25 protein-coding genes are annotated in these 25,242 nt (G+C 72.1%); 5 read left to right on the forward strand and 20 right to left on the reverse strand.

Going from position 1 to position 25,242, the window contains the following annotated elements:
• Positions 1-1,380: a DUF2252 domain-containing protein gene (locus ACLQ3K_RS15115; protein WP_426000390.1), complete on the reverse strand. Its 1,380-nt coding sequence runs from the start codon at positions 1,378-1,380 to the stop codon at positions 1-3.
• A gap of 112 nt (positions 1,381-1,492) precedes the next feature.
• Between ACLQ3K_RS15115 and ACLQ3K_RS15120 the strand changes: the two genes are divergently transcribed.
• The 5 genes from ACLQ3K_RS15120 to ACLQ3K_RS15140 all read left to right on the forward strand — a co-directional run bounded on the left by ACLQ3K_RS15120 (position 1,493) and on the right by ACLQ3K_RS15140 (position 5,561).
• Positions 1,493-2,281: a siderophore-interacting protein gene (locus ACLQ3K_RS15120; protein ID WP_426000392.1), complete on the forward strand. Its 789-nt coding sequence runs from the start codon at positions 1,493-1,495 to the stop codon at positions 2,279-2,281.
• Positions 2,282-2,418: 137 nt separating this feature from the next.
• Entirely contained in the window at positions 2,419-3,570 is a 1,152-nt protein-coding gene (locus tag ACLQ3K_RS15125; protein WP_426000394.1) for an MlaD family protein, read from the forward strand.
• 201 nt (positions 3,571-3,771) lie between these two features.
• Positions 3,772-4,281, forward strand: coding sequence for a hypothetical protein (locus ACLQ3K_RS15130; protein WP_426000396.1), 510 nt, complete (start codon positions 3,772-3,774; stop codon positions 4,279-4,281).
• A gap of 3 nt (positions 4,282-4,284) precedes the next feature.
• The gene (locus tag ACLQ3K_RS15135; RefSeq protein WP_426000397.1) at positions 4,285-5,199 is read left to right on the forward strand and encodes a hypothetical protein; all 915 of its coding nucleotides are present in this window, start codon (positions 4,285-4,287) and stop codon (positions 5,197-5,199) included.
• Complete coding sequence (locus ACLQ3K_RS15140) at positions 5,196-5,561, forward strand: GntR family transcriptional regulator (RefSeq protein ID WP_224647811.1); 366 nt, start codon at positions 5,196-5,198, stop codon at positions 5,559-5,561. The genes ACLQ3K_RS15135 and ACLQ3K_RS15140 overlap by 4 nt, the downstream gene beginning before the upstream one ends.
• A 164-nt stretch (positions 5,562-5,725) precedes the next feature.
• On the opposite strand, the gene ACLQ3K_RS15145 is transcribed toward ACLQ3K_RS15140, so the two are convergent.
• The 19 genes from ACLQ3K_RS15145 to ACLQ3K_RS15235 form a co-directional block, all read right to left on the reverse strand.
• Positions 5,726-7,042, reverse strand: a complete 1,317-nt coding sequence (locus ACLQ3K_RS15145; RefSeq protein ID WP_426000400.1) for an MFS transporter — start codon at positions 7,040-7,042, stop codon at positions 5,726-5,728.
• Positions 7,043-7,046: 4 nt separating this feature from the next.
• A complete protein-coding gene (der, locus tag ACLQ3K_RS15150) occupies positions 7,047-8,489 on the reverse strand; it encodes a ribosome biogenesis GTPase Der (RefSeq protein ID WP_426000402.1) in 1,443 nt (480 codons plus the stop codon).
• Positions 8,486-9,178, reverse strand: coding sequence for a (d)CMP kinase (gene cmk, locus ACLQ3K_RS15155; RefSeq protein ID WP_426000460.1), 693 nt, complete (start codon positions 9,176-9,178; stop codon positions 8,486-8,488). The genes der and cmk overlap by 4 nt, the downstream gene beginning before the upstream one ends.
• Positions 9,179-9,183: 5 nt before the next feature.
• Positions 9,184-10,128 carry a pseudouridine synthase gene (locus ACLQ3K_RS15160; RefSeq protein WP_426000404.1) on the reverse strand — a complete coding sequence of 315 codons (945 nt, stop codon included), beginning with the start codon at positions 10,126-10,128 and terminating at the stop codon, positions 9,184-9,186.
• Between the two features lie 42 nt (positions 10,129-10,170).
• Entirely contained in the window at positions 10,171-10,779 is a 609-nt protein-coding gene (locus tag ACLQ3K_RS15165) for a hypothetical protein (protein ID WP_426000406.1), read from the reverse strand.
• Entirely contained in the window at positions 10,772-11,386 is a 615-nt protein-coding gene (gene scpB, locus ACLQ3K_RS15170; protein ID WP_426000462.1) for an SMC-Scp complex subunit ScpB, read from the reverse strand. Before scpB ends, ACLQ3K_RS15165 begins: the two co-directional genes overlap by 8 nt.
• Positions 11,387-11,421: 35 nt before the next feature.
• Positions 11,422-12,315, reverse strand: a complete 894-nt coding sequence (locus ACLQ3K_RS15175; protein WP_426000408.1) for a segregation and condensation protein A — start codon at positions 12,313-12,315, stop codon at positions 11,422-11,424.
• Positions 12,312-13,199, reverse strand: a complete 888-nt coding sequence (locus tag ACLQ3K_RS15180; protein ID WP_374201328.1) for a ParA family protein — start codon at positions 13,197-13,199, stop codon at positions 12,312-12,314. The genes ACLQ3K_RS15175 and ACLQ3K_RS15180 overlap by 4 nt, the downstream gene beginning before the upstream one ends.
• 139 nt (positions 13,200-13,338) lie before the next feature.
• Positions 13,339-14,271, reverse strand: a complete 933-nt coding sequence (gene xerD, locus ACLQ3K_RS15185; RefSeq protein ID WP_426000410.1) for a site-specific tyrosine recombinase XerD — start codon at positions 14,269-14,271, stop codon at positions 13,339-13,341.
• 14 nt (positions 14,272-14,285) lie between these two features.
• A complete protein-coding gene (locus ACLQ3K_RS15190) occupies positions 14,286-14,969 on the reverse strand; it encodes an NUDIX domain-containing protein (RefSeq protein WP_224647805.1) in 684 nt (227 codons plus the stop codon).
• Positions 14,950-16,683, reverse strand: coding sequence for a CTP synthase (locus ACLQ3K_RS15195; RefSeq protein WP_426000412.1), 1,734 nt, complete (start codon positions 16,681-16,683; stop codon positions 14,950-14,952). Before ACLQ3K_RS15195 ends, ACLQ3K_RS15190 begins: the two co-directional genes overlap by 20 nt.
• Before the next feature lie 65 nt (positions 16,684-16,748).
• The gene (locus tag ACLQ3K_RS15200; RefSeq protein WP_426000414.1) at positions 16,749-17,669 is read right to left on the reverse strand and encodes a copper transporter; all 921 of its coding nucleotides are present in this window, start codon (positions 17,667-17,669) and stop codon (positions 16,749-16,751) included.
• Entirely contained in the window at positions 17,670-18,860 is a 1,191-nt protein-coding gene (gene steA, locus ACLQ3K_RS15205; protein WP_224647802.1) for a putative cytokinetic ring protein SteA, read from the reverse strand.
• A gap of 86 nt (positions 18,861-18,946) precedes the next feature.
• Entirely contained in the window at positions 18,947-20,728 is a 1,782-nt protein-coding gene (recN, locus tag ACLQ3K_RS15210; protein WP_426000416.1) for a DNA repair protein RecN, read from the reverse strand.
• A gap of 4 nt (positions 20,729-20,732) precedes the next feature.
• Positions 20,733-21,638, reverse strand: a complete 906-nt coding sequence (locus tag ACLQ3K_RS15215; RefSeq protein WP_224647800.1) for an NAD kinase — start codon at positions 21,636-21,638, stop codon at positions 20,733-20,735.
• Entirely contained in the window at positions 21,635-22,459 is an 825-nt protein-coding gene (locus ACLQ3K_RS15220; RefSeq protein ID WP_426000419.1) for a TlyA family RNA methyltransferase, read from the reverse strand. The genes ACLQ3K_RS15215 and ACLQ3K_RS15220 overlap by 4 nt, the downstream gene beginning before the upstream one ends.
• Positions 22,459-22,677 carry a hypothetical protein gene (locus ACLQ3K_RS15225; RefSeq protein ID WP_224647798.1) on the reverse strand — a complete coding sequence of 73 codons (219 nt, stop codon included), beginning with the start codon at positions 22,675-22,677 and terminating at the stop codon, positions 22,459-22,461. The genes ACLQ3K_RS15220 and ACLQ3K_RS15225 overlap by 1 nt, the downstream gene beginning before the upstream one ends.
• Before the next feature lie 10 nt (positions 22,678-22,687).
• The gene (locus ACLQ3K_RS15230) at positions 22,688-23,638 is read right to left on the reverse strand and encodes an HAD-IIA family hydrolase (RefSeq protein WP_336670148.1); all 951 of its coding nucleotides are present in this window, start codon (positions 23,636-23,638) and stop codon (positions 22,688-22,690) included.
• Positions 23,635-25,044, reverse strand: a complete 1,410-nt coding sequence (locus tag ACLQ3K_RS15235) for a hypothetical protein (protein ID WP_426000422.1) — start codon at positions 25,042-25,044, stop codon at positions 23,635-23,637. Before ACLQ3K_RS15235 ends, ACLQ3K_RS15230 begins: the two co-directional genes overlap by 4 nt.
• Positions 25,045-25,242 lie beyond the last annotated feature (198 nt).

A 25,242-nucleotide genomic window follows, 5' to 3' on the forward strand; every position in this document is an offset into this window, starting at 1 on the left:
CTAAGACTGCGCGACCGCCACTTCGGCGCAGGGTAGGACGCCCGCCTTGACCGCGGCCTGCACTGCGGCGTAGTCCTTTTCGTTCTGATCGGCGTAGGCGGTGGCGAACGTCGCGACCGCCTCCTCGAACTCCGTCGACTTGCCCAGGTATCCCGACGCGGTGACCGCGCCCGGCGACTGCGCGTGAGCGCGGGCGAGGACCGCGGCGCAGGCCTGGCCGTACCTCTCGAACTGGTCATGGGTGAGCAGTTCGGGGGCGACGGAGCCCTTCATGTCGCGGAACTGGCGCCAGTAGAAGTCCTTGCCGCGCACCGTCGGGGTGTAGCCGAGGAAGGAATCGGACTGCGCCTGCAGGATCTGCTGCCCGGCGACGACGCGCCAGGCCTGTGCGCCCGTCTTCGGCGCGCGGGGCGGCATCGTCGACGGGCCGAGCTTGCCGTAGGTCTGCAGGACGGACTGCGTGGCTTCCTTGACCTGGAGGAACAGGGTCTCGGTGCCGCCGCCCGGGACGTCACGGCCGAGCAGCACGATGAAGCAGCGGGTGCCGACGCTGCCGACACCGACGACACGCAGCGCCCAGTCGAGCACGCGGAACTGCCCGAGGAGCTGCGCGGCGTCGGCGCGGATGGTGTCCAGGTACTGCGCGTAGAGGCCCTCGAAGCCCTCCACGAGCTTCGCCGGCGCCGGCACCAGTGTGGGCGAGTCGGCGACGATGTGCGGCTCGCCGTCCTCGCTGGTCGCGGTGATCTTCTCGACCATGCGCGCCGAGGTGCGCTTGCGCGCCTTCTTCGCGGTCTGCTCGATGAGGTCCTTGAGCGGCTGGTCGTCGGCGGCCTGCGCGGTGAGCCGGTCGACGTCGACGGACAAGTAGTAGCGATCGACGGCGCCCTGCTCCATGAGGCTCGCGAGGGTGGTCCGATACGCCCCCGCCGCCTTGACGACGGCGCTGCTCGCCTGATCCTCGGTGTACCCGTTCTCGCGGGCGGCGATCAGCACACTCGCCGCGAGGCGCTTGACGTCCCACTCCCACGGCGCGTTGCCCGCCTCGTCGAAGTCGTTGACGTCGAACAACTGCCGCCGCTCCGGCGAGGCGAACAGACCGAAGTTGGAGATGTGCGCGTCGCCGCAGCTCATCACGGTGAGCCCGGTGTTCGCCTCCCCCGCCAGATCGTGCGCCATGAGCGCCGCCCCGCCGCGGTAGAAGGAGAACGGCGAGTGCAGCATCCGGGAGATCCGCTCCGGCACCAGTTCCTGGATGCGGGTGCTGTTCTGCTCGCGGATGATGTCGACGGGGTCGCGGCCGTCCGGAGTGAATTCCGCCTGGGCGGACCGGGAGACGCGCTTGCGAAGGTCCTTGCCGTTCGGGGCATCTGCGCTCATGGTGGAAGATGCTAGTCCCGGCTCCGTCCGTATCGGAGCGTTCTGAATAGCAAAACCCTGCCGGGATCCATCGATTAGGTAACCCTAATTTTTGAGGCGTACGGTGGATGCCATGACTGAATCGCGTACCGACACAGCTCCCGCACCCGCCCGCCGCGCGCGGCCGACCTTCGAGGTCACGGTCGTGCGCACCGAGACGATCGGCGCCCACCTCGTCCGCGTGATCGCCGAGGGCGAGAGTCTCGCCTCCTTCGGCGACCCCGAACTCCCCGGCCTGCCCAGCACGGACGCCTACGTCAAGCTCGCCTTCGGCGACGCGACCCGCACCTACACCGTGCGGTCCTTCGACCGTGCCGAGCGCCGGATCGCGATCGACTTCGTCGTCCACGGCGACGAGGGACTGGCCGGCCCGTGGGCGCGGCGCGCGCAACCGGGCGACACGATCACCATCATGGGGCCGGGCGGCGCGTACTCCCCCGACCCCGCCGCCGCATGGCACTTCCTGGCCGGCGATCTCTCGGCGGTGCCCGCGATCGCTGCCGCCCTGGAGGCGCTTCCGGCCGACGCGCGGGGCGCCGCGATCATCGAGGTCGAGAGCGATGCCGACCGGATCGCGCTGACGGCACCGTCGGGCGTGGACGTGCGGTGGGCCGTCAACCCCGACGTGACCGACGTCGACTTCCTGGCGCGCCAGGTGGCCGTCGCGGACTGGCCCGCGGATCGCGCCACGACGCACGTCTTCGTCCACGGCGAGCGCGAATCGATCAAGGCGATCCGCAAGGTCCTGCGCGAGCTGCAGGTGCCGCGCGAGCGCCTCTCGATCTCCGGCTACTGGGCGCGCGGCCGCGCCGAGGACGCCTTCCAGGCGGAGAAGCGCACGCCGGTCGGGCAGATCGACTAGGGCGTTCCAAGCAGGCGACGGTGCCACCGCGAGGCCCGTCGTGACGGCCGTCACAGGCTGGTGCGCGACGTGAGTGTCGGCACAATGCACCGTGCCGGAGCATGGATTTCAGACAACTACGGATAATTTGTCTATCTGTGGATCTTGCACCGGTGCCCGGCTTCTCCCCGACGCACGCCCAGCTCCGGCGACGTGGCGTCGCGTTCAGCCTGTGCGCGGCGCTTCTCGCCCTCGCGGTGTGGGGCGTGCAGGCACTGCGCCCGCAGGACGTCTTCACGCTCACCCTTCGCACGCCGACGGTGGCCGCCGGGATCGTCGAGGGCGCCAAGGTGCGGATCCAGGGGCTCGACGTGGGCTCCGTGACCGAGATCCGGTCGCTCGGCAATGCGCAGCAGGGCGTGACGCTGCGCCTCGACGGCCCCCAGGGCCGCAGCCTCACCAACAACGTGGAGGCGGCGTTCTCCGCGGGCAACCTCTTCGGAGTCTCCGAGGTGATCCTCACCCCGCACGAGGGCGGCGGCGCGCTGCAGGACGGCGCCGAGCTCGCCCCGACGCGGCGGATCACCGACAACACGGTGTCGAACATGATCACCACCCTCGGCGACGTGAACGACGACGCCCTGCGGCCGCGCATGAGCGTGCTGCTGATGAACTTCGACGCCTCGTCGGAGGCGATGCTGCCGCTGCTCACGGCACTCGGGAGCGTCGCGCAGACGATGCAGGACACGCAGCGCCTCTCCACCGCTCAGACCTTCCCGACGGTGGTAGCCGCCCTCCAGGCCGCCGATCCCGCGCTCGCCGCGATGATCCCGGCGTTCCAGGCGGGCCTCGACCATAAGCCGCTCCACAACGGCGACAGCAAGAAGACGCTCGCCGTGCAGGACGGGCTCAACGACGAGCGCACCGGGCTCGTCGCCGGGCTGCAGGCGATCCTCACGCCGCAGGCGCTGGAGGGCCTGAAGACCGCGTCGCCGATGCTGGTGAGCCTGCTCCAGCCGATCCTCGCCGCGTTCCCGAACGGCAGCGCGACCGGCGTGGGGATCCAGCTGTCGCAGCTGATGGACAACGTGCGCAAGGCCATGCCGAACACTCCGAACGGTCCGGTGCTGAACCTGCGCCTGTCGGTGGACTACCCCGCCGTCGCCGCCGTGCTGCCGCCCGGCGTCGACGCAGTGAAGCCGGGTACGGCCGCGAAGCCGGGCACGCCGGCGAAGCCCGGAGCGACGTCGAAGCCCGCGTCCTCGACGCCCGCGGCCCCCTCGGCATCCGCGACCGCGACGCCCCGCTGACCCTCCCCTTCCGGGAGGTCGATCGCGCTGCTGGACGACTCTCGAATCCTGTCCGTTCCGGACACGCTGTCCGACCCGGACAGAATCCGAGAGCGTGCCGCACGACGGCGTCGCCCCCTCGCCGATTGTTTCAAACAGTTGACACATTGCAAGGCCTCGTGATCAACTCCTTGTATCAAACACACGACACAAGGAGTCAAAATGCGTCGCTCCCTGATCGCCGCCCCCGCGGTCGTCCTCGCGGGCCTCGCCCTCGCCGGCTGCGGCGCCGTTTCGACGGTGACGAAGTACCCCGTCTCCGGCTCGATGGTCGCCCTGCCGGAGTGCGCCGGCGAGAACTTCATCGTCTACAACGAGGGCATCGGGCCCGCCATCAAGCGTGCGGGGCAAGGACTCGCCGAGCTCGACCAGCCCGTCAACTTCAGCGGCGCCTTCAGCGCCGACCAGGCACAGGACGGACGGACCGCGCTCACGATCGAGATGTGCGGCCCCGGCGTCGGCCCCGACGGCACCCGGGACGGCGCCACGACCCTCGCGCGGTCCTTCGCTCGCACCGACGGCCTGCGCGACAAGCTGGGCAGCCTCCTGGTCATCAACAGCGACAACGGTATCCGCATCGCCACCGCCCCCTTCGACACAGCCCGATTCGCATCGGAGACACCCGTCGCCGAACTCCGGTCCCAGTGGCGCGACGCCCCCAAGGAGAAGTGACCGATGTTCACAGCGATCTTCCTGCTGCCACTCATCCCCCTGGCGATCGCCGCCGTGATCATTCGCGTGATCTACGTGCTGGTGACCACGGACGCCGCCGCGCCGCGCACCCCGGAGGCGCGCCGGGCTTCTCGCTCAGTCGCGATCGCCCTCGGCCTCGCTGCCGTCCTGGCCCTCGCCGCGGCGATCGTGCTCATCGTCGACGACCGCCTCGGTCGAGGGCTCCTCCTCGCCTTCCCCGCAGCGCTCATCGTCCTCCAGCTCGGGCTCGGAGTCGCCACAGGAATCATCGGTTCGACTGTTCGCGCGCGCGAATCTGTCCGGATCGCGTCGCTCTCGCCGCGGACGATCGGCGTCACCGCTCCGAGGAAGCTCCTCGCAGCCACCGTGATCGGAGTGGTGATCGCGTTGGCCTTCGCCGCGATCGGCTGCGCCACGGCCTCGCCCGACGACGACGGTCTTTCCCGCGCCTTCGCCTCACCCGGCGAATACGGCGGCGTCGAGATCACGACGCCGTTCGCCGGCTCCTTCTACGCCGTCCCCGCCGCGCTCGCCATCGTGCTGTCGACGATCCTCGCCGTGGCCACGATGTTCGGCGCCCGGAGGTGGGGCGCCCTGGACCAGGCTGAGCTCGACATCGCCCTGCGCGTGGGGATCACGACCCGCACGATCGCCGCGACAGCCATGGCCACCGGGTTCCTCCTCGTCGTCCTGGGCTGGTCTCTCACCCTCGCAGCACTGCAGGTGGCGAACTCGTCGGACGATTCCACGATGTGGTGGATCGGGCGCATCGGATTCCCGCTGGGCGCAACGTACGGATTCATCCTCGGAATCTGGGCGTTCCTGGCCTTCCTCGTCCCCACTCGCACCCGACAGACGGGCGCAGCGGCCGTGCGCCTCCGGGAGGTCCGGCCGTGACCGGGCCCGCCATCGTGGTCCGCTCGGACGATCCGCTACCGCCGTACGAGCAGATCCGGCGACAGATCGCGGGCGTGATCGCCTCGGGCGGGCTCCAGCCGGGCGACCGACTGCCCCCGTTGCGGCAGTTGGCCCGCGACCTCGACGTGGCGGTCGGCACCGTCGGGCGGGCGTACCGCGACCTGGAGGCCCAGGGCTGGGTGGAGTCGCGTCGCGGGCGCGGCACGCACGTGCTCACGCCGCCCACCGCCACCGTCGCGCCGCCCACCGAGGACCTGCACCGCCTGGCTCGCAATTATCTCGCCGCCGCCATGGAACTGGGCTTCACGCACCAGCAGGCGATCGACGCCGTACACCGGTGATATCCGGCCGGATCTCGTCGTCACACGAACCGAGCGACTCTCGGACCCGTCCACGCCGGGCAGCGTGTCCATAGTGGACAGAATCCGAGAGCGCGGTGATCCGGCCTACATCCCGGTTCGATAGTCGGCCACCCGTGCCCTCGGCCCCGCCGAACCGTGACCGCTCAGGCGAGCGCGCGGTCGCGGGCGGGCTGCACCTGCAGGAGCAGAACCAGCCCCAGCGCGAGGACCACGATGATGCCGCCGATGCCGGCCCGGTCGGTGCCGAAGACGGCGACGAAGACACCGAACAACAGCGGCCCGAGGAACGAGGCCGCGCGGCCGGTGGTCTGGTACAGCCCGAACATCTGGCCCTCGCGGCCGGGCACCGTCATCCGCGCCAGCATGCTGCGCGCCGATGACTGGGCCGGGCCCACGAACACCGTGAGCATGAGCCCGAAGACCCAGAACATGGTCTCGCCGCTCACGAACAGCAGCACCGTCCCCGCGATCAGCATCCCCACGAGGCAGGTCACGATCACCGGCTTCGGGCCGATCCGGTCGTCGAACCGCCCGGCGATCACCGCACCCAGCGCGGCCACGACATTGGCGGCCACGCCGAACAGCAGCACCGTCGACTCGCTCATCCCGTACACGCTGTGCGCGAGCACCGCGCCGAAGGTGAAGGTCGCCGCGAGCCCGTCGCGGAACACCGCCGACGAGACGAGGAACCACACCACGTTGCGGTCCGCGCGCCAGAGCGAGCCGATCGTCGCGAACAGGTCGCGGTAGGCCCCGGCGATCCCGCGGCGGGGCGCCGCGCTCGGGTCCGCGGGGAGCTCCGGCACGAGGAAGAGCACCGGCAGCGCGGAGATCGCGAACCACGCCGCCGCGAACAGGGCCACGAGCCGGATGTTCAGCCCGCCCTCGGTGGGCACGTCGAGGAATCCGCGGGTCGGCCCGTCGCCCGCGATGAAGCCGAAGTTGCAGATCAGCAGCAGCACGATCCCGCCGAAGTAGCCGCAGGCCCAGCCGATCCCGGACACCCGGCCGATCGTCTCCGGCGTGGAGACCTGCCGCAGCATCGCGTAGTACGGCACGTTCGCCAGCTCGAAGGCGGCGGTCCCCACCGCGAGGAGCAGCAGGCCGAGCCACAGGAACTGGTACTCGTCGCGCACGAAGAAGCACGCGGCGGTGCACAGCGTGACGACGGCGCTCCACACGGCGAGGGAGAACCTCCGCCGGCCCGCGGCGTCGGCGCGACCGCCGAGGACCGGCGCGGTCAGGGCGACGACCACGCCGGCGGCGGCCATCGCCCACGACAGCCAGCTGGTGGCACTGATCGGGCCCGGGAGGTCCTCGCCGACGGCGCCGGTCAGGTACACGGTGAAGATGAACGTGGTCATCACCGCGTTGAACGCGGCGCTCCCCCAGTCCCACGCGCACCACGCCGCCACCTGGCGGCGCGGTACGGGCGCGGCCGGGACCTCCACCGCCGTCACGGCGTTACTTCTTCGCGCGCTTCTCGCGGACCCGGACGTTCACCCGCACGGGCGAGCCCTCGAAGCCGAACTCCTCGCGGAGCCGGCGCTCGAGGAACCGCCGGTAACCGGCCTCCAGGAACCCGGAGCTGAACAGCACGAACGTCGGCGGACGCGTCGCTGCCTGGGTCGCGAACAGCACCTTGGGCAGCTTGCCGCCGCGCAGGGGCGGCGGGGTCGCGGCCATCACGTCGCGCAGCCAGTTGTTGAGGCGGCCCGTCGGGATGCGCTTGTCCCACGACTCGAGCGCGGTATCGATCGCGGGCACCAGCTTCTGCATGGCGCGCCCGGTCTGCGCGGAGATGTTGACCCGCATCGCCCAGGGGATCTGGACCATCTCGCGGTCGATCTCCTTCTCCAGCTGGTACCGGCGGTCCTCGTCGACGAGGTCCCACTTGTTGTAGGCGATCACCAGCGCGCGGCCCGATTCGACCACCATCGACAGCACCCGCTGGTCCTGCTCGGTGATCGGCTGCGAGGCGTCGATCAGCACGATCGCGACCTCCGCGGCCTCGATCGCGCCCTTGGTGCGCAGCGAGGCGTAGAACTCGTGCCCGCTGGCCTGGTTGACCTTCTTGCGCAGGCCCGCGGTGTCGATGAACTTCCACGTCCGGCCGCCGAGCTCGACGAGCGAGTCCACCGGGTCGACGGTGGTGCCGGCGACGTTGTCGACGACCGACCGGTTCTCGCCGGTGAGCTTGTTGAGCAGCGAGCTCTTGCCGACGTTGGGCTTGCCGATCAGCGCGATACGGCGCGGCCCCGTGCCGCCGGTGCCCTCGCGCGGCGTCTCCGGCAGCTTCTCCAGGATCACGTCGAGCAGGTCGCCCGTGCCCCGGCCGTGCGCCGCCGAGATCGTGTGCGGCTCACCGAGCCCCAGCGACCACAGGGTCGCGGCCTCGGCCTCGGTGCGCTGGTCGTCGACCTTGTTCGCCGCCAGGATGACGGGGGCCTTCGAACGGCGCAGCACGCGGGCCACGGCCTCGTCGGTCGACGTGGCGCCGACGGTCGCGTCCACGACCACGACGATCGCGTCCGCCGTGCGCATGGCGACCTCGGCCTGCGCGGCGATGGACTGCTGCATTCCCTTGGCGTCCGGCTCCCAGCCGCCGGTGTCCTGCACCAGGAACCGTCGACCGGCCCAGTTGGCCTCGTAGCTGATCCGGTCGCGGGTCACGCCCGGGATGTCCTCGACCACGGCCTCGCGACGGCCGAGGATGCGGTTGACCAGCGTCGACTTGCCCACGTTGGGCCGCCCGACGATGGCGACCGTCGGCAGGCGCATGGCCTCCTGCGCGGCCTCCGCCTCGAGGTCGGCGAAATCGCCCTCGTACTCGGCGAAGTCGCCCTCGTCCTCCCACACGCCGTCCCCGGCATCGGAGCCGGCGTACTCGAACTCGTTGTCACTCATCGCGTGACCTCCTTATCGCGGGAGGCGCTCAGCGCGCGGTCGGCCGTCTCGGCCACCGCCGCGACGGTCTCCTCCAGGTTCATGTCCGACGAGTCCAGCTCGATCGCGTCCTCGGCCGGACGCAGCGGCGAGATCTTCCGCGTCGAGTCCAGGCCGTCGCGGCGCTGCACGGATGCCAGCACCTCGTCGTAGTCGCTGGGCAGCCCCAGCTCGGTGTTCTGCGCGTGGCGGCGCTGCGCGCGCGCCTGCGCCGAGGCGGTCAGGTAGATCTTCACCGGTGCGTCGGGGAAGACGACGGTGCCGATGTCCCGGCCCTCCACCACGATCGGCGACTCGTCGTCGTCGGCGATGGCCCGCTGGTAGGCCACGAGCTGCTCGCGCACCTCGGGCACCGCGGAGACGGCCGACACGGCGGCGGTCACGTCGTCCTCGCGGATCCGGCGGGTGATCGAGATCCCGTCCAGCTCCACCTGCTCGGCCAGCGGGTCGCAGCCCATGGCGAGCGGCAGGTCCGCCGTGGCCGCGGCGATCGCGGCCGGGTCGGTGAGGTCGACCTCCCGCTCCAGTGCCCACACGGTGGCGGCGCGGTACATCGCGCCGGTGTCCAAGTAGCGCGCGCCGAGGTTCTCGGCGATCCGCCGGGCCACCGTCGACTTGCCGGTCCCCGAGGGACCGTCCATCGCGATCACGAGGGTCACAGTCCCACCGCCTGGTACAGCGCCGACACCTCGTCGCGGCCGAGGACGCGCAGCGAGCCCGGGCGCTGATCGCCCAGGGCCACCGACCCCACGTGCGTGCGCACGAGGCGCTCGACGGGGTGCCCGACCTCCGCCAGCAGCCGCCGGACGATGTGCTTGCGGCCCTCGTGCAGCACGACGCGGACCATCGAGCGGCCCTCGGACGCCTCGAGCACGGAGAACTTGTCCACCTTCGCGGGGCCGTCCTCGAGCTCGACGCCGGAGCGCAGCGTGTTGCCGAGCCGGCGCTGCACCTCGCCCTGCACCCACGCGAGGTAGGTCTTGGGCACCTCGTAGGAGGGGTGCATGAGCCGGTGCGCGAGGTCGCCGTCGTTGGTGATGAGCAGCAGGCCCTCGGTGTCGGCGTCGAGGCGGCCGACGTGGAAGAGCCGCTGGCCGGCGGCGACGCGCTCGGCCACGATATCGCCCACGCAGGGGCGGCCCATGTCGTCGCTCATCGTCGACTGCCAGCCGCGGGGCTTGTTCAGCGCGAGGTGCACGAGGTTCTCGTTGACGAGCACGCGCACGCCGTCGACGCGGACGACCGCGACGTCCGGGTCGACGCGGCGGCCCTGCTCCGTCACGATCTCGCCGTCGACCTCGACGCGGCCGTCGGCGATCATGTCCTCGGCCACGCGCCGCGATGCGACGCCGGCCTGGGCCAGCACCTTCTGCAGGCGGATCTTGTCGCTGTCGCCGCCGGGATGCGGGGTCTTGTCGGGCGCGTCCCAATCGTCGACGTCGCGCGCGGGGACGTTCTGCGTGCGTGCGGGTTTGGCGTTCGACAGGCGGGGGACGCCGCCCTGGCGCCCCGCCTGCTTCTGCGGCGGCTTCGCACCCTGTTTCGGCTTGCTGGTTCTGCTTCGGTCCGGTGTGCCATCACGGCGAGCGGGTCTGTTCATGATCACTCCATGATCGCAGGTCGCGGCCGAAATCGGTATTCGTCAGCGCGGCGCGGCGCGGGCGGCGCTCAGCGGACGGTTCCGGCGGCCCATGAACAGCACCGCCGCCCCGGTGGACGTGACCACGATCGTGCTCACCAGCCCGCCCTTCGGCGGGAAGAACAGCGGGTCGCCGCCCGCGTCGCCGCCGGTCAGGTCCTCCAGCCCGCTCATCATCATGGCCGGGAAGATCCACACGAGGATCGACAGGACCGCGGCCAGCCCGAGGAGCCCGCTCGCGAGGGCGCGGCCGCGGGCGGCGAAGGACGGGCGCACCGTGGCGACGATCACCAGGATCAGGGCGACGATCGCGAGGCCGGCGGTGGCGTAGCCCCACGGGAGCACCCCGTCGGCCAGCACGTCCGGACTCCCGAACCCGCCGGTCACCATCGCGTCCGCCTCGGCGCCGGTGAGCACCATCCGTCCCGTACCCGTGAACCCGAACGGCACCCCGACCCGGCCGATGGTCAGCCCGAACCAGGTGGCGGTCGCGGCCCACCCGGTCAGCGCGGCGACGGCCCCGGTGAGGACGAGCGGCCACCAGCGGCGCACCGTCGGGCCGGCGGCGCCGAGCGGGAAGGCCTCGCGGAGGACGGCGGAGAGGTCAGGCATCGGGATCGAATCCGATCACGTCGGCGCTCTTGCGGCCGAGCTTGGCGAAGCGCGGCTCCTCGTCGAGGTGGGAGCTGAGGTCCTCGATGACGTCGATCTCGGGCAGCAGGGGCGCGAGCGGCGGCAGCTCGTCGAGCGAGCTCAGGCCCAGTCGCTCGAGGAAGAGCTCGGTGGTCGCGTAGGTCGTAGCGCCGGAGTCCATGCCCGCCTCGGCGATCAGGCCGCGGGCCGCGAGCGTGCGCATCACCCCGTCGACGTTGACGCCGCGCACCGCGCCGACCTGGGACCGGCTCACGGGCTGCTTGTAGGCGATCACCGCGAGGGTCTCGAGCGCGGCGCGGGTCAGCTTGGACCGCACCCCGTCGAGCAGCAGCCGCTCGACGTAGGGCGCGTACTCGGCGCGGCTGTAGAGCCGCCAGCCCTCCGCGGACTCGCGGAGCTCCATGCCCGACCGCCGCTCGGCGAGCTCGCCGGCCCAGGCGCGCAGATCGACGGTGATCCGCTCCTCCGGCTCCTCGAGGGCGGTGCCCAGCTGCTCCGCCGTCGCGGGCGCGTCCACCACCAGCAGCAGCGCCTCCAGCGCCGACCGCAGCTCGTCGGGTTCCATCCCCTCGACGAGGGCGAAGTCCTCGGCCTGCTCGCTCACGATTCCTCCTCGGGTGTCTCGTCGTACTCGTCGCGGGTGCCGCCCACGACCAGGTTCTCGTTCTCCCCCGACCAGCGCACCTTGAGGTCGCCGAGCGCCTCGGGCTGGTCGAACAGCACGGCCCGCTCGCGGTACAGCTCGAGCAGCGCGAGGAAGCGGGCGATCACGGCGATGCCGGAGTCGCAGTCGGCGACGAGCTCGGAGAACCCGGACCAGTGGTCGGGGCGCTCCCGCAGCCGCGCCGCGATGAGCCGGGCCTGTTCCGGCACCGAGACCTTGGGCACGTGCAGGTGCCCGAGGCCGACCGTCGGCTTGGGTTTCGGCGTGAACGCGGACGCGGCGACGAGCGCGAACTGCTCGGGCGTGACGCCCAGTTGGACCGGGGGCACGAGCTCCTCGAACCGGGGCTCCAGGCCCACGGCCCGGGGGTACCGACGGTTCGCCTTCGCCTCCAGCTGGGCCATCAGCTCGGCCACCTGCTTGTACGCGCGGTACTGGAGCAGGCGGGCGAACAGCAGGTCGCGGGCCTCGAGCAGCGCCAAGTCCTCCGCGTCCTCGACCTCGCCCGCGGGCAGCAGCCGCGCGGCCTTGAGGTCGAGCAGCGTCGCGGCGACGACGAGGAACTCGGTGGTCTGGTCGAGGTCGGCCTCGGCGCCGAGCTGCTTGGTGTAGGCGATGAACTCGTCGGTCACCACGTGCAGCGCCACCTCGGTGACGTCGAGACGCCTGCCGCCGATCAGCTGCAGGAGCAGGTCGAAGGGGCCCTCGAAGTTGGCGAGCTTGACCGTGAAGCCGGGCTGCGCCGCGTCCGCGTCCGACGGTGCCTCGGGGGCGGGGTCGAGCGGGACCTCGGCTTCGATCGGCTCGGGGGCCGCTGCGGTGTCGGTCACTTCTCCTGCGCGATGACCTCGCGCGCGAGGGCGCGATAGGCGGTGGCGCCGGACGACTTCGGGGCCCACGAGGTGATCGGCTCGCCCGCGACGGAGGTCTCCGGGAAGCGCACGGTGCGGGAGATCACCGAGTGGTACACGGCGTCGCCGAAGACCTCGACGACGCGGGCCATCACGTCGCGCGAGTGCAGCGTCCGGGAGTCGAACATCGTGACCACGATGCCGGCCATGCCCAGCCGGGGGTTCAGGCGGTCCTTGACCTTGTCGACGGTGTCCGTGAGCAGGGCCAGGCCGCGCAGCGCGAAGTACTCGCACTCCATGGGGATCAGCACCTGATCCGCGCACGCCAGCGCGTTCACCGTCAGCAGGCCCAGGGAGGGCTGGCAGTCGATGAGGATGTAGTCGTAGCGATCCAGCACTGGGTACAGGGCGCGGCCGAGCGTCTGCTCGCGGCCCACCTCGTTGACCAGCTGGATCTCCGCGGCGGAGAGGTCGATGTTCGACGGCAGCAGGTCCAGGCCGTCCACCCGGGTGCGCAGCAGCACGTCGTCCGCGGAGATGCGGGACTCCATGAGCAGGTTGTGCACCGTGAGCTCGAGCTCGTGGTGCGCGACGCCGAGGCCGGCGGAGAGCGCGCCCTGCGGGTCCAGGTCGACGAGCAGCACGCGCCGCCCGTAGGAGGCGAGCGAGGCGCCCAGGTTGATGGTGGTCGTCGTCTTGCCGACGCCGCCCTTCTGGTTGCAGACCGCGATGACGCGGGCCGGGCCGTGCGTGGTCTTGGGCGTCGGCTCGGGGAACTCGACGCGGGGCCGGCCGGTGGCGTCCAGCGAGTCGTCGTGCGGGTCCCGCGCTGCGGGGTGGTGCGCGAGCTCACCCAGGTCCAGGCCCGGGTTCTCCGCGTCCGGCGCTGCCGCCAATGTCCACCTCCAGATAAGTCCATCCCCACCCTAATGCGCGCAGTGCAGTCGAGGATGCAGCGGCGCGCACGACCCGCCGATTCTACGGACCGGGCCGGCGCCGCACTCAGCCCAGCGCGCGCGGATGGGCCTGCGCGTACACCTCGCGCAGCGCGCTCACCGTCACGAGCGTGTACACCTGCGTCGTGGTGACGGAGGCGTGGCCGAGCAGTTCCTGCACCACGCGCACGTCGGCGCCGCCCTCGAGCAGGTGGGTGGCGAAGGAGTGCCGCAGGGTGTGCGGCGAGACGTGCGTGGTCGCGGTGTCGATCCCGGCGCGCTCCGCCGCCGCCGCGAGCACCTGCCACGCGGACTGCCGGGAGAGCCGGCCGCCGCGGACGTTGAGGAACAGCGCCGGATTCGAGCGCTTCACCAGCGCGGGGCGCCCGCGCACGAGGTACGCGTCCAGGGCCGCGAGCGCGGGCCGGCCGATGGGCACGACTCGCTGCTTGCCGCCCTTGCCGAGCAGCACCACCGAGCGCGACTCCGCGTCGATGTCGTCCACGTCGAGCGCCGTGACCTCGGAGATGCGGGCGCCGCACGAGTACAGGAGCTCGAGCATCGCCCGGTCGCGCAGGCGCGACGGGGTGTCGGCGTCCGAGTCTCCCCCGGCCGCCTCGAGCAGCGCGATGACCTGCTCGACGGGCAGCGCCTTGGGCAGGCGCTTCGCGGGCGCGGGCGGGCGCACCTCGCGGGCCACGTCGACGTCGGTCACGCCCTCCGCGGCGGCGAACCGGTGCAGCCCCCGGACGGCGATCAACGACCGCGCCGCGGAACTCGCCGCGAGCGGCGGATGATCGTCGCCGCCCTCGCGCAGGGCGACGAGGAAGCCGCTGACCTGGTTCTGCGTGACGTCGGCGAGATCGCCCACGCCGAGCGCAGCGAGGTACTCGCGGTACCGGCCGAGATCGCGCCGGTAACTGCTCAGCGTGTTCGCCGCGGCGCCCCGCTCGACGGTGAGGTGGTCGACGTACGCGCGCAGCTGATCGTCGAGTGCCACCCCGACCGACACAGTTACCGCCCGTCCTCCACGGGCCGGCCCTTGCGGGCGGCGAGGGCCGTCGGGCGGCCCGGCCACGGCGCGTCGGAACAGCGCAGCGGGGTGTCGTCGTCGGTGACCATCGTGGCGGCGAGGATGGCGCTGACCGAGGTCGAGTTCACGATCTCGCCGGAGAGCACCATGCGGACGGCGTCCGGCATGGCGATCCACTCGACGGTCATGTCGAGCTCCTCGTCCTCCTGCTCGGCCATCTCGCAGTACCGCAGGTCGGTCGCGAGGAAGACACGCACCATCTCGTCGGTGAAGCCGGGCGACGGGGCGAGGTCCACCAGCACGTGCCAGTCGCGCGCGCCGAGCCCCGTCTCCTCCGCGAGCTCGCGCTGCGCGGCGCACACGGGCTCCTCCTCGCCGGTGTGGTCGAGCAGCCCCGCGGGGATCTCCAGCATCCGCCGGCCCATGGGGTGGCGGTACTGGTTCACCATCGCGATGGCGCCGTCGGCGTTCATCGCGACGACGGCCACGGCACCGTCGTGCTCGACGACGTCCCGGACGGCGGTCCCGCCGCCCGGCATCGTCACCTCGTCGCGCCGGACCGCGAAGATCGGGCCCTCGTACACCGTCTCACTGCTGAGTGCCTGGAAGTCGTGCGTCTGCACGGAACCGAGCGATTCGAGCTGCTCAGTCATCTGCGTGGTCATCCTCCGACGGTACCTCTTCTACGGCGGTGCGGACGCCGACCGGGAGTTCGAGCTCGGCCCGGTACTTCAGGGCCGCGCCGACGAACGCGGCGAACAGCGGGTGCGGCCGCGTGGGACGCGACTTGAGCTCGGGATGCGCCTGCGTGCCGACGAGGAACGGGTGCGCCTCCTTCGGGTACTCGACGAACTCGACGAGGTGCCCGTCGGGCGAGACGCCGGAGAACGTGAGGCCCGACTCGGCGATCTTGTCTCGGTAGGCGTTGTTGACCTCGAAGCGGTGCCGGTGCCGCTCGGAGACCTCGGTCGCGCCGTAGGCGGTCGCCACGATCGAGCCGCGCTCGAGCGCGGCCGGGTAGGCGCCGAGGCGCATGGTGCCGCCCAGGTCGGCCTCGCCGGCGACGGCCTGCTCCTGATCGGCCATCGTCGAGATCACGGGGTACTGCGTGTCGTCGTCGAACTCGGTGGAGCTGGCGCCCTCGAGCCCGACGGACCGGGCGGCCTCGATGACGATGCACTGGAGGCCCAGGCACAGGCCGAGCAGCGGCACGCCGCGCTTGCGGGCGTACCGGATGGCGCCGAGCTTGCCCTCGATGCCGCGGATGCCGAAGCCGCCGGGGATCAGGATGCCGTCCATGTCGCGCAGGGCGGCGGACGCGCCGGCCTCGGTCTCGCAGTCGTCCGACGGGACCCAGGAGATCTGCACCTTGGCCCAGTTGGCGAAGCCACCGGCGCGCAGCGCCTCGGTGACCGACAGGTACGCGTCGGGCAGGTCGATGTACTTGCCGACCAGCGCGATGTTCACGGTCTCGCGGGGCTCGTGGACCCGCTTGAGCAGGTCGCCCCACACGGACCAGTCGACGTCGCGGAAGGGCAGGCCCAGCTTGCGCACGACGTAGGCGTCGAGCTGGTTGCGATGCAGCACCTTCGGCACGTCGTAGATCGACCCGGCGTCGGGGCAGGAGATGACGCCGTCGATGTCGACGTCGCACATGAGCGCGATCTTGTTGCGCTGCCCCTCGGGCACATCGCGGTCGCAGCGCAGGATCAGCGCGTCGGGCGTGATGCCGATGCTGCGCAGCGCGGCGACGGAGTGCTGCGTGGGCTTGGTCTTGAGCTCGCCGGACGCGGCGAGGTACGGGACCAGCGAGACGTGCAGGAAGAAGACGTTGTCGCGGCCCACGTCGTGGCGCACCTGGCGGGCGGCCTCGAGGAAGGGCTGCGACTCGATATCGCCGACGGTGCCGCCGATCTCGGTGATCACGACGTCCGGGACGATGCCCTCGGAATCGGGCGCCTGCATCGCGAGGATGCGCGCCTTGATCTCGTCGGTGATGTGCGGGATGACCTGGACGGTGTCGCCCAGGTACTCGCCGCGGCGCTCCTTGGCGATGACGGTCGAGTACACCTGGCCGGTGGTGACGTTGGCGATCCCCGAGAGATCCCGATCGAGGAACCGCTCGTAGTGGCCGACGTCGAGGTCCGTCTCGGCACCGTCCTCGGTGACGAACACCTCACCGTGCTGGAACGGGTTCATGGTGCCCGGATCCACGTTGAGGTACGGATCGAGCTTCTGCATCGTCACGCGGAGACCGCGGGCCGTGAGGAGCTGTCCCAGACTGGAGGCCGTCAGGCCCTTACCCAGGGAGGATGCAACGCCTCCGGAGACGAAGATGTGCTTCGTGGCGACACGCGCGCCAACGCGAGGAGAGGGCAACGAGACTCCCGTATTCGAGCGGACAAACCTGCTTCTACTACGGGACTTCAGCCTATCACCAGTCGTCAGCGGATACCGGATCCGTACGCGCGGACGTCGCCGCGCGTCGCCTGCGCGAGCGCCAGCGCGGCCGAGACCTGCCCCACGACGGTGTCGGCGTCGTCGACGGTGGCGAGGCCCGGGGCGAGCCCCTTGTCCTGCCGGACGACCACGATCGGGCCCGCACCCTGCGACGATCCCGTGCTGCCGGCGAGAACGGAACCGTCGCCGTGCCGCGACAGCGCGGCCGCGAGGCGGCCGATCCCCTGCCCCTCGCCCGCGCGCTCGCCCGGAACTGTTCCGCCCGTCACGATGACCGCGGCGCGCGCGCCGGGCACCGTCGGGCCGGAGAAATCGACGAAGCCGGCCTGCTTCAGGGCGGCCAGGGCGTCGGTCCGGCCGTTCGACGGTGGCTTCGCCGCGCCCTCGGAGAGGAGGACGGCGCCGAGAAGGTCGCCGGCGCGGGCGCGCGGGTCGACGAGCGAGGCGTCGAGGGTGACGCCGTTGGGGACGGCGTTCTCGACGACGCCGCGCAGCCGCTCGGCCTTGTCCTCGGCGTAGAGGTCGTCGGTCAGCGTCAGCGTGCCGGCGACGGTGCCGCCGCCCTGCGTGACCCGCCGGCCGATCTGCCCAGCGTCGCCGCGGTCGGCCGAAGGCGCGACGACCATGAGGACCGGGATGCCGGCCAGGCTCCGGCCCAGCGTCGACGGTGCCGCCGCGTCGGCGAAGGCGTCCGCAGCGCGGGCGCGGTCGGTCAGCGCGGCATTGGCACCCTCGAGCCGCTCGACCTGCGCGCGCAGGTCCTTGAGGTCACCGTCGGTGGTGAACCGGGCGAGGACTCCCCCGCCCAGCGCGACGCCGACGGCGAAGGCCAGCAGCACGGCCGCCCAGACCAGCGCGGGCCGCCGGGCGCCGGACGAGCGGAGGCGGCGCGACGGGCCGGACACCTAGAGTGCCCGGAACTGGCCCTGGACCCAGAGCGCGAAGCGGTTCCACTGGTCGATGACCCACTGCAGCAGGTCGTGGCCCTGGTTGGAGACCAGCACTGCCGCGACGACCGCGACCAGCGCGGCGAGGATGAACAGCGCGATCGCGCCGCCGTGGCCGCGACTGCGGTAGAGGGTGGCGACGGCCTTGCCGTCGACCAGCTTCGTGCCCACCTTGAGGCGGGTGAGGAAGGTCGACGGGTTCGACTCGCGCCGGCCCGCGTCGAAGAACTCCTCCAGCGAGGCGGAGTGGCCGACGGAGACGATCAGCGAGGCGCCGTGATGGTCGGCGATGATCAGCGCGAGGTCGGCGGCCGAGCCGGTGGCCGGGAAGGTCATCGCGCCGATGCCGAGGTCCTGGATGCGCTCCAGGCCGGGGGCGTGGCCGTCGGGGGCGGCGGGCAGCACGACCTGAGCGCCCGAGCGCAGCGTGTTGGTCGTGATCATCTCCGGGTCGCCGACGATGAGGTCGGGGCGGTAGCCGGCCTTGACCAGCGCGTCGGCGCCGCGGTTCACGCCGATGAGGACCGGCGCGTACTCCTTGATGAAGGGCTTGAGGCGCTTGAGGTCCTCGACGTGGTCGGCGCCGTCGGAGACGACGAGCACGTGCCGGTCGTTGAGGTTGACCTCGACGTCCGGGATGCCGACGCCGTCGATGAGCAGCGGCGACTCGACGCGGATGAACTCGACGGTGTTGCCGGCGAAGGCCTCCAGGTGGTCGACGACGCCGGAGCGCGCGGCCAGCATGCGGGAGGTCACGTCGGTGTCGGTGAGCTGCTCGCCCTGGGCCAGCTCGCGCTCGCCGGTGTAGACGACGCCCTCGTGGACGCGGATCTTCGCGCCGTCCTTGACGCGGGAGAAGACCTCCTTGCCCGCGTCGTCGACGAGCTCGATCCCGGCGGCCGCCAGCACCTCGGGTCCGAGGTTCGGATAGCGGCCGGAGATGAACGGCGACGCGTTGACCACCGCCGCGACCCCCGCCTCGACCATGAGGTCGGCGGTGGTGCGGTCGAGGTCCAGCTCGTCGCACACCACGATGTCGCCGCGGCCGATCCGGCCGAGCAGACGCGTGGTGTCCTTGTCGACCCGGGCGGTGCCGGTGACGCCGGGCAGGTTCGACGTGTTGCGGGACAGCAGGCCAGTGAGCTTCATGCCGCACATACTGCCCCGTGAGTCACACAAGTCACGGGAGGCGCGCCGACAACACTGGAAACTTTGAGCTACTTCGGCCGCAGCGGTTACTTGCTCGCGTGCACTCCCGACTGCGCGACCTTGTCCGAGTCGGCAGCCTCGAGCAGCTCCTCCGCGTGCGCGCGGCCGGTGTCGGAATCGCCCAGGCCGGCGAGCATGCGCGCCAGCTCGGCGATCCGCTCCTCGCGCGACAGTGCGGTCAGCGTCGACGTGACCGAGCCCTTGCCGGTCTGCTTCCCCACCGTCAGATGCGTGTCCGCGAACGCGGCGACCTGCGGCAGGTGCGTCACGACGATCACCTGGTGCCGCTGCGCGAGCGCCGCGAGCCGCCGGCCGATCTCGACGGCCGCCTTGCCGCCGACGCCGGCGTCCACCTCGTCGAAGACCATGGTCAGTCCCTGCTCGGTGGCCGCGAGGACCACCTCGAGCGCGAGCATCACGCGGGAGAGCTCGCCGCCCGAGGCGGACTTGCCGATGGGCAGCGGGTTCGCGCCGTCGTGCGCGACGAGCCGGAACTCGACCACGTCGGTGCCGTGCGCGCCCGCGCGGCGCGGCGCACCGTCGACCGCGACGCCGTCGGTGTCGGGCGCGACGGCGTCCGGCGCCACGTCGACCGTGATCGACGCGCCGCCCATCGCGAGCTTGCGCAGCTCACCGGTGACCTTCTTGCCCAGGGAGCCCGCCGCCTTCACGCGCGCGGCCGTGAGCGCGGACGCCGCGGCGCCGAGCGCGGTTTCCAGCTCCGTGACGCGGGCCTGCAGCGCGGCGAGCCCCTCGGCGGAGGTGTCGATGCCCTCGAGCCGGGCGCGCGCCTCGTCGGCCCACGCGATGACGCCGTCGATGTCGGGCGCGTACTTGCGGGTGAGGGTCTTGAGCTCGGACTGGCGCAGGAGCAGCGACTCCAGCTCCGACGGATCGCTCGGCAGGTCGGTGAGATACGCGCCCAGCTCGGTCGCCACGTCGCCCGCGACGGTGGCCGCCTCCTCGATCCGCTCGGCGAGCGCGCGCAGCGCGGCGTCGTCGGAGCCGGACAGCGACGCCCGGACGGTGCCGAGCAGGTCCAGCACGGAGCCGGCGCCCTCCCCGTCGCTGCCGTAGCCGGCGCCGGTGAGCGCGGCGTAGGAGGTGTCCGCGGCCTCGCGCAGGCTGTCCAGGTCGGAGAGTCGTTTGATCTTCTCGACGGTGTCGACGTCCTCGCCGGACACCGGATCGACGCCGTCGATCTCGGCGAGCGACGCGGTCAGATGGTCCTGTTCGAGGGCGAGCTCGCGGGAGCGGGTGGTGCGGTCGGCGAGCTCGGCCCGCGCGGCGAGCCACTCCTCGCGGACGCCCTGGTAGGCGCGCAGCGCCTTGGTCGCCGGGGAGCCGGCGAAGGCGTCGAGCAGGTCGCGCTGCCGCTCAGGCCGCAGCAGCCGCAGCTGGTCGTTCTGCCCGTGCACGGTCAGCAGCGGCCCGGCGAACTCGGAGAGGGTCCCGACGGGCACGCTGCGCCCGCCGAGGTAGGCGCGCGAGCGGCCGTCGCCGGCCACGCTGCGCACCGCGATCACGGCGTCCTCGTCGAGCTCGCCGCCGGCGTCGTCGACCGTCGCGCGGACCAGGTCCGCCGAGCTGGCGCCCGCCAGCGAGAACCGCCCCTCGACCACGGCCTTGTCCGCGCCGGCGCGGATGCGGCCCGGATCGGCGCGCGCGCCCGCGAGCAGGTGCAGGCTGGTGACGACCATCGTCTTGCCCGCGCCGGTCTCGCCGGTGAGCACCGTGAGGCCGGGCGCGAACTCCGCGGCGGCCTGCTCGATGACGCCGAGCGACGAGATGCGGATCTCTTCGAGCACTTCGTTATCCCCCGATTCCGGTGCTGATGTCGGCGACGCCGTCGCCGTCGCGGCGGCCGCGCCAGCCGCTGATGGGCAGTTGGAACTTCGTGACCAGGCGATCCGTGAAGGGACCGGCGCCCAGCTTGATGAACCGCACCGGCTCCTCACCGCGCCGGATCTCGATGCGCCCGCGCTCGGGCACCTCCAGCGTGCGACGTCCGTCGCAGAAGGCGATCGCCTCGTGCCGGCTGCCCTCGACCTCGATCGCGATCACCGACCGCGGGCTGGTGACCATGGGTCGCGCGAACAGCGCGTGGGCGTTGCTGGGCACGATGAGGAGGGCCTCGAGGTCGGGCCACATGACGGGCCCGCCCGCGGAGAAGGCGTAGGCGGTGGAGCCGGTGGGGGTCGCGACGAGCAGCCCGTCGCAGGCGAACCGTGAGACGGGGCGGCCGTCGACCTCGGTGACCAGCTCGAGAAGGCCCTGGCGGGAACGGTTCTCGACGGAGACCTCGTTGAGCGCCCAGCCCTGGGAGACCAGGCTGTCGCCGTCGTGGATCTCGATGTCCAGCGTCATCCGCGGGTGCACGGTGTACCGGCGGTGCACGAGATCGTCGATGGTGTCGGGCACCGTGTCGACCTCGGACTCGGCGAGGAAGCCGACGTGCCCGAGGTTGATGCCGATGATGGGGACGTCGGCGCGGCGAGCGAGTTCGGCGCCGCGGAGGAAGCCGCCATCGCCGCCGAGCACGACGACCACCTCGCAGCCGACCGCGGCGTCGTCGGGAGCCTCGCGGACGTCGCTCTGCAGCTTCATCCGGACGCCCGCGGCGTCCAGCCGGCGGCGGATGTCCTCGACGGTGCGGTCCACGTCGCTGCGGAGCGTGTGGACCACCACCAGGAACGTGCGGTCGTGCGGTGCGGTCACTGCGGTCCCTCCGTCACTGCCGTGTCGATCATGTCGTCCACCTCGTCGGGGAGCGCGACGGGGCCGTCCCCGTCGGATTCCCTGCGCAGCCACAGGAAGTACTCGACGTTGCCCGACGGGCCGGGCAACGGGCTGAAGGTGACGCCGCGCGTCGTCAGGCCCACCGCGGCGGCGGCCTCGGCGACGCCGCGGACCGCGCTCGCGCGCAGCGCGGGCTCTCGGACCACGCCACCGGAACCGAGGCGCTCCTTCCCCACCTCGAACTGGGGTTTGACCATGGGCAGCAGGTCCGCGCCGGGCGCCGCGCACCGCGCGAGCGCGGGCAGCACCAGGCCGAGCGAGATGAAGGACAGGTCGCCGACGACGAGGTCGACGGGGCCGTCGACGGCGTCCGGCTCGAGGAAACGAACGTTCGTGCGGTCGAGGACCGTCACGCGATCGTCGTCGCGGAGCCGCCAGATGAGTTCGCCGTAGCCCACGTCGACGGCATAGACCCGCTCGGCGCCGCGGTGCAGCAGCACGTCGGTGAAGCCGCCGGTCGACGCGCCGGCGTCGAGGCACCGTCGGCCCTCGACCGCGACGTCGGGGAAGGCGTCGAGCGCACCGATCAGCTTGTGCGCGCCACGGGAGGCCCATTCGATCTCGCCCGCGACGGCCGTGACGTGCACCGGGTCCGCCGGGTCGATCTGGTTGGCGGCCTTGCGCGCGACCTGCTTGTTGACGGTGACCCGCCCGGCCTCGATGAGCTCCCGGGCGTGTTCACGGGACCGGGCCATGCCGCGGCGGACCAGCTCGGCGTCGAGCCGTACCCTCCGAGCCATCAGGCGCGATCCACCGTGTCGAGGGCGCCGACCAGCAGCTGGTGGGCCTGCTCGAACAGGGCCGCCTGCCGTCCGAGCGTCGCCAGCTCGCCGACACCCGCCACGGAACCGGGGTCGACGACGGGCGCCGCGTCGAGCTCGTCGACGCGGTGCATCAGGTCCTCGACGGCCGTGCGCACGTCGGCGGGATCGCCGGATCGAAACACTGCTGGCTCCACGGTGTCCACGCTATCGGATGGTCAGCCGCAGGCCCGACCGGCGCTCCTCGGAGAGTTCGCGGGCGGCGGCGATGGCCGCGTACTTCGCGTCGGCGGGGTCCGCGCCGGGGGCGCCGGTCACGGTCAGGTCATCGCCGTCGACGGTGACGGTCCACCCGTCCCGAGGCCCCGGCACCATCGCCGCGCGGTGCAGGCGCAGGCCCGCGAGCGTTTCGCCGACGTACGTCGGCTGGTGCAGGTCCGGTGCGGCGACGACGTCCTGCACGTCGTTGACGCCGGTGAGCACGAGATAGGTGTCGGCGCCGAAGGCGTTGCCGCCCTCGATGTCGGTGTCGAGGCGGTCCCCCACGACGAGGGCGGTGGTGGCCCCGGCCGCGCGCATCGCGTCGACGAAGATCGGGGTGTAGGGCTTACCGGCGACCTGGGGCTCGCGCTCGGTGGCGTTGCGCACGGCGGCGACCATCGAGCCGTTGCCGACGAGCAACCCGCGCTCGGTGGGGAGCGTCGCGTCGGTGTTGGTGGCGACCCACACGGCGCCGGCGCGGATCGCGAGGGCGGCCTCGGACAGTCGCGCCCAGCCGGTCTCGGGACTGTGCCCCTGGATGACGGCCCGAGCGTCCTCGGCCTTCTCCACCAGGGTCAGGCCGCGGGCCTCGACCTCCGCGCGCAGCGCAGGGGCGCCGACCACGAGGACCGGGGTACCGGCGGGCACGAGGGACGCGAGCAGTCCGGCGCCGGCCTGGGCGCTGGTGACGACGGTGTCGTCGGGCGCCGCGAAGCCGAGGTCGCGCAGGTGTTGCGCCACGTCGCCGGGTAGGCGGCTGGCGTTGTTCGTGACGTAGGTGACGGGGAGCCCGTCGAGGGCCTCGGCGGCGCCGGGGATCGCGACGGCGCCCGCGTAGGCGGTCCCGTCGAGATCGACCAGCAGCCGGTCGTACGCCGCCGCGAGCGGGGCCGTCATTCGGCGGAGTCGTCCGCGGACAGCTCGGCGACACGCTCCTCGGCGTCCGTGGCCTCGTCCTCGTCCGCGGCGGCCGCGTTGAGGAACCAGGTCAGCGCGTCGTCGCGACGCTCGGCCCCGAGCAGCGCCTCGGCGTAGACGTAGAACAGGCGGGCGGCGTGGAAGCCGCGGCGCGCGGGGTCGAGGTCCTCGGCCTGCAGGGTCACGACGGCCTTGTCGTACTCCCCCAGGTCCATGCGGGCGCCGGCCTCGACCATGCGCAGCTCGGTGCGATCGTCGCCGGTGAGCTGAGCGGCCTCGTCGCCGCGGGCGGTCTCGATGGCCTTCTCGGGCCGGCCGAGGCCGCGCTCGCTGTCGGCGATCATGGGGAGCAGGTTGACGGTGCCGCCCATCCGCTTCGCGGCGCGCAGCTCGCTGAGCGCCTCGGACCACTCGCCGTTCATGTACGCGGCGATACCGCACGCCTCGCGCACCGCGGCGATGCGCCCGGCGCGTTCGCGCGCGGCCCGCGCATGGGCCAGCGCCGCGGCGGGGTCGGAGTCGAGCAGGCGCCCCGCCAGCACGAGGTGCGAGGAGACGAGCTCGGCGTTGTTCTTGTCGAGGCTCAGCAGATCGCGCCGGATCGCCGGATCGAGCTCCTTGGGATCGACGTCCTTCGGGATCGACGGTTCGCCGGCACGGGTCCGCGGGCGGTCCGAGCGCTCGTCGCGCTGGAAGCCGCCGGAGCGTCCGCCCTGGCCACCGGGACGCGAGCCGGATCCGTTGCGGGAGCCGTAGGAGCCACCACCGGAACGGCGGTCGCCGCCGGGACCTGCGCCCCGACGGTCCGCGGAACCGCCACCGGAGCGACGGTCACCCGAGGGCCTGCCGCCGAAGTCGCGGCGCTCGCCCGGGCCGGAGGACCGACGATCGCCGGAACCGGAGGGGCGACGATCGCCCGACGGGCGGCCACCGAACTCGCGCCGATCGCCACCACGGGAATCTCCGCCACGGTTGTCCCGACGGTCCCCGCCACGGAAGTCCCCGCCGCGATTGTCGCGACGGTCACCGCCGCGGAAGTCCCCGCCACGGCTGTCCCGACGGTCTCCACCGCGGGAGTCCCCGCCGCGGCTGTCGCGACGGTCTCCGCCACGGGAGTCCCCGCCGCGATTGCCGCCGAAGTCGCGGCGCTCGCCACGGCCTCCCTCGGAGCGTCGGTCGCCGCCGGTGCGTCCCTGGTAGCCGCCGCGCTGGCCGCCGCCGGAGCGATCGCCACCACCGCTCCGGTCGTCGGAACGTCCGGTACCGCGATCCGCACCCCGGCTTGCGCCACGTGACGAATCTCCACCGCTGCTGCGCTCGGTCCGGTCGGCGGGATTGGTGAACCCCGCACGCTGCCGGCGGTCGCCGTTCGACTCAGCCGCCACGTTGCACCCGCTTTCCGTCGCCTCCGAGGCGACCCACGCTATTACTGTACTTGGACATGACGAAGGCCCCTGGGGAGGTGGAACACTGCGAAGTGTTCGACACGATCCCCAAGGGCCTTCATCCTGTATCTAATTTTAGTCCGGCGGTGTCCTACTCTCCCACACCCTCGCGAGTGCAGTACCATCGGCGCTGGAGGG

Source organism: Tsukamurella sp. DT100 (genome assembly GCF_049844855.1).
GTDB lineage: Bacteria > Actinomycetota > Actinomycetes > Mycobacteriales > Mycobacteriaceae > Tsukamurella.